Annotated in this window: 3 protein-coding genes; 1 reads left to right on the top strand and 2 read right to left on the bottom strand. The window is 53.5% G+C overall.

The genetic code is table 11. The features are described from left to right. On the top strand, positions 1-1,877 hold a 1,877-nt coding region (locus tag ACWVCN_RS02410), incomplete at its 5' end, for a 6-phosphofructokinase (protein WP_455243917.1). A 277-nt stretch (positions 1,878-2,154) separates the two neighbouring features. On the opposite strand, the gene ACWVCN_RS02405 is transcribed toward ACWVCN_RS02410, so the two are convergent. Together ACWVCN_RS02405 and ACWVCN_RS02400 are read right to left on the bottom strand one after the other, a co-directional pair. After that, positions 2,155-2,628 (bottom strand): hypothetical protein, encoded by a 474-nt coding sequence (locus tag ACWVCN_RS02405; protein ID WP_455243916.1) that lies wholly within the window; start codon positions 2,626-2,628, stop codon positions 2,155-2,157. A gap of 356 nt (positions 2,629-2,984) precedes the next feature. Then, positions 2,985-3,355 (bottom strand): hypothetical protein (locus ACWVCN_RS02400; RefSeq protein WP_455243915.1); only part of this gene is annotated, 371 nt, incomplete at its 5' end.

The following is a 3,355-nucleotide window of genomic DNA, read 5'->3' as shown; positions in this document are numbered from 1 at the left end:
CGATGCGTCACGGGGTCTCTTGCGTGGAGAGTAAGACCCATCGGGTGGGTTGTCGAATGGCGAATCAATTGGATCAAGAACGAGGCGTCCCGCGGGCCAATGCCGTGGGGACCGCCTTGGCCCGCATGGTTGGGGTCGTGGGGCAGCAACTGGACTTTCTCCAACTGTCAAATTACTTAGATCCGCGCACGTTTCTTCACTTCATCAGCAGGAGTCCCAACACCAGACAACTCTTTGAACGTGTCGTGGCCGCGCTTGTTCCGGATGTGCTGTCTCCTCCCGAACCCTCGTATGCCTCTGCATTGGAGTCTTCGGATTTCGGATGGATTACCGGAATGGAGAAAATTGTGGAGGTCCAGGAACTTGCCAAAGTATTCGGGGTCGATGAGCCTACCGCCAAACGTCTCATCAAAGATCCGCTGTATTGTTATCCCGGCGGCAATTCGTTTTTTGATCTCTACGTCGATGTCATCGATGGGCTTCATCAGCTGGGCCAAGCCAATCAGGGCAAGGTGGCTTGTCTCTACACACATAGTTCCACACTGCGAGCCTTGATGATCTATCTCGATCCGCGCCCGTTTCACGAGGCCTTCACCGAATTCAGCGACTACAAAGAGAGTCAAGATAACGTAGTCCTTCTGGCCGTCGAAAACGGGCGTTTGTCCGGCTATTCCACAGCAGTCGGATTGTCGGAGCGTGAAAAGGCATCGCGGGATTCGTGGATAGCGCTTGAACGGGTGCGGAAAGACCGGGTCCTGCTGAAACCCAGACAGATCAAGCGGATTGTGGCGTTGGTTTCAGGGGGAGACTTCGCCGGCGCCGGCGCTGCTCTGAAAGAGTTGCGTGTGGCAGGAAACCGATTCGGTCTGGACGTTCACTTCGTTCGGCATGGATTTCTCGGGCTCGCGAACAACTGGATTGAACAGGTGACTGAAGAAGATACCCGTGGCATGAGCAGCCATGCGAGCAGTCCGATCGGCAGCAGCCGCTTTGAGGATTTTAAAGAAGAGCAAGTCCAGCATGCTGCTGTCCGGCATCTTGCACCGATCGTGAAGGATGCCGCGGTGGTCGTGCTTGGCGGAGACGGCAGCCTGCGAGGCGCTCGGGCGATCTATGAAGGGTTCGGTGTCCAGGTTGTAGGTCTCCCCGGCAGTATCGACAACAATATCGAAGGGACCATCTCACTGGGCTTCCATTCGGCGATCGCTCTTGCTGATAAATCGATCGAGTCGCTGAAAGCCACCAGTGCAGCCATGGGGAGCGTCTTCTTCGTCGAAGTTATGGGTGCGGGATCAGGGCATCTCGCCTTAGCGTGTGCTTACCAAGCGAGGGCAGAGGGGTTATTGATCAATGAGCATCCCGATCCCGATGCCTACATCGATGAGGTCATTCTCGGCACGCTGAAGCGTACGTTAGGGGTACAAAACAAAAGCCACATCTTTGTTGTGGCTGAGCGAACCCCTCATCGTCACCATCGAGAAGGAGGTGTCCACGGCCTGGTCGATTATGTAGCCAGCGTGATCGGGGAATGGCCGCGGCGTCATGCGCGGCCTGGTCAATATTCAATGACTCTTGCAACCAAGGCAACCATTCTTGGACATACCTTGCGCGGGGCTCCCCCGACTCCGGAAGATAAAGCGATTGCGCAACATTTGGCTTATGAAGCCGTTCGGCGCTTGGTTGAAAGTCCGGAAGATGTCGTCGGGTGCATGCTCGCCTATCGTGAACGTGGCACGATCGAGCCCATCCCGCTCCATGCGTTGGCGTTTAAACAGTTCGATTGGGATGTCTTTGCCAGAATGCACGGGAGTGAGCCGATCGAAAAACATTCGCAACAGTCGAGCGGAACAGCGCGTCATACTCGGCAGGAGACTTAGGTGGGATTCAGTGCAACATAAGAAGAATGGCAAGTGAGAGCTGGGCAGATGGAGAAAAAACCTGGGAGAAGACGAAGGTGGCTGGTTTCTGTGAGCTCGAAGACACGCTTGGATTATCGATGCTTGGACCTAGTTGGGCGAGAGTCGTTCGAATATCACGGTGCCTGGTACTTGAATAGTCATTCCCGCAGAGATTGTTGTGTGAGGAAAGCGCCCCGTCCATCGCGAGATATGCCGGGGCGCTGGGAGTATGATTTGTCCGGTATAGACAATCTATTTAGAAAGGGGGTCCGCCTTTCTTCCGATGTCCTTTTTTATGACGATTCCCCTTGCCATGAGAATGACCCTTTCCCTTGAACTTGACCTTATGTTCCTCGTAATAGAGGTATGGCCGGTCAGTATCGAGTTCGACACTGACATAATCGTTAGCATCGATGACCACACTCGAAGGCAGCGACATGGCCACCTGCCATGATCCACCGTTCAGGTAAAAATAACTCCCTGTACCGACGTTAAAGTAGACACCGGCCGACGGGTAGTAATAGTAGCGATAGACAACGGCCTTTGCTCGCCTTCCGTGCGCTGGGGCCCAAGGGGGTGGCCCTCCGCCTTGGGGGGGAGGGGAAGCTACAACCGGTGGCGGTGGGCTTCCTCCTATCTGGACCCCTACGCCGACATTCGGGTGCCTACCGTCTGCTGCGCAACCGATTGCCGATAAAGAGAGAGCAACGAGTAACGCCGTCTTTTTCATCGGTATGACTCCTTGGCTTAATCCCCGGACGTTTCTTCTGTCCGGATTAACAATTGGAATTGGCTGAAGAGTTTGTTTGCATAGTGGGTGCCAGTTAAAGGTGGGAAAAGAGTGCTGTGAAGGACTTCACCTGAGGAAACTTTTGCCTATATTTGCGGATATTTGTATCGCTTTGCATCGGCCAGAGGTTTGGTATGCCATAAGCCGGACTCACAAGCGTTCTGTCTTGAACCGGGAAGGGCCAATTATTGGCTCGCAATGGAAGTTTTACTGTTGTCAGGAAGCGCCGAGGCTGGCACAAGCTTGGCGCCAACATTAGAGGATAAGGGGATGCTTAGATTGCGAGGAACTTCCGTTCATCTACTGAGCGGAATCTCAACGATAAGTTGAGCAGACCGATTGGTATCTTGATTTACAACATATTGAGCTTGGCCTTCTAGGCCCGTCTCAGATTTTGTCGTGATCGTTTCATGAATCTGATATCGAGAAAGCCGTTCAAGGTTTACAGATTCTTCTCCGGTGATCGGGCCGAGGGGAGAGGGAGAAATACGGATAATGATCGTCCCGGTCCCTCTAGGCAATGGGATAACCCGTCGCTGACCGGGGATTATCCTTGAGGAAATTTTGCCCGACTCTTTATCGGGAAACAGCGGAAGACGTGTCGAGGATTCTCTTGTCTCCCAAATCTGAATATAGCTATTTTGGTTCACCTCCACTGTGAGCGATG

This window comes from Petrachloros mirabilis, from assembly GCF_975968855.1.
The sequence above is the reverse complement of the archived record's forward strand: the minus strand, read 5'-3'. Positions and strand labels throughout refer to the sequence as shown.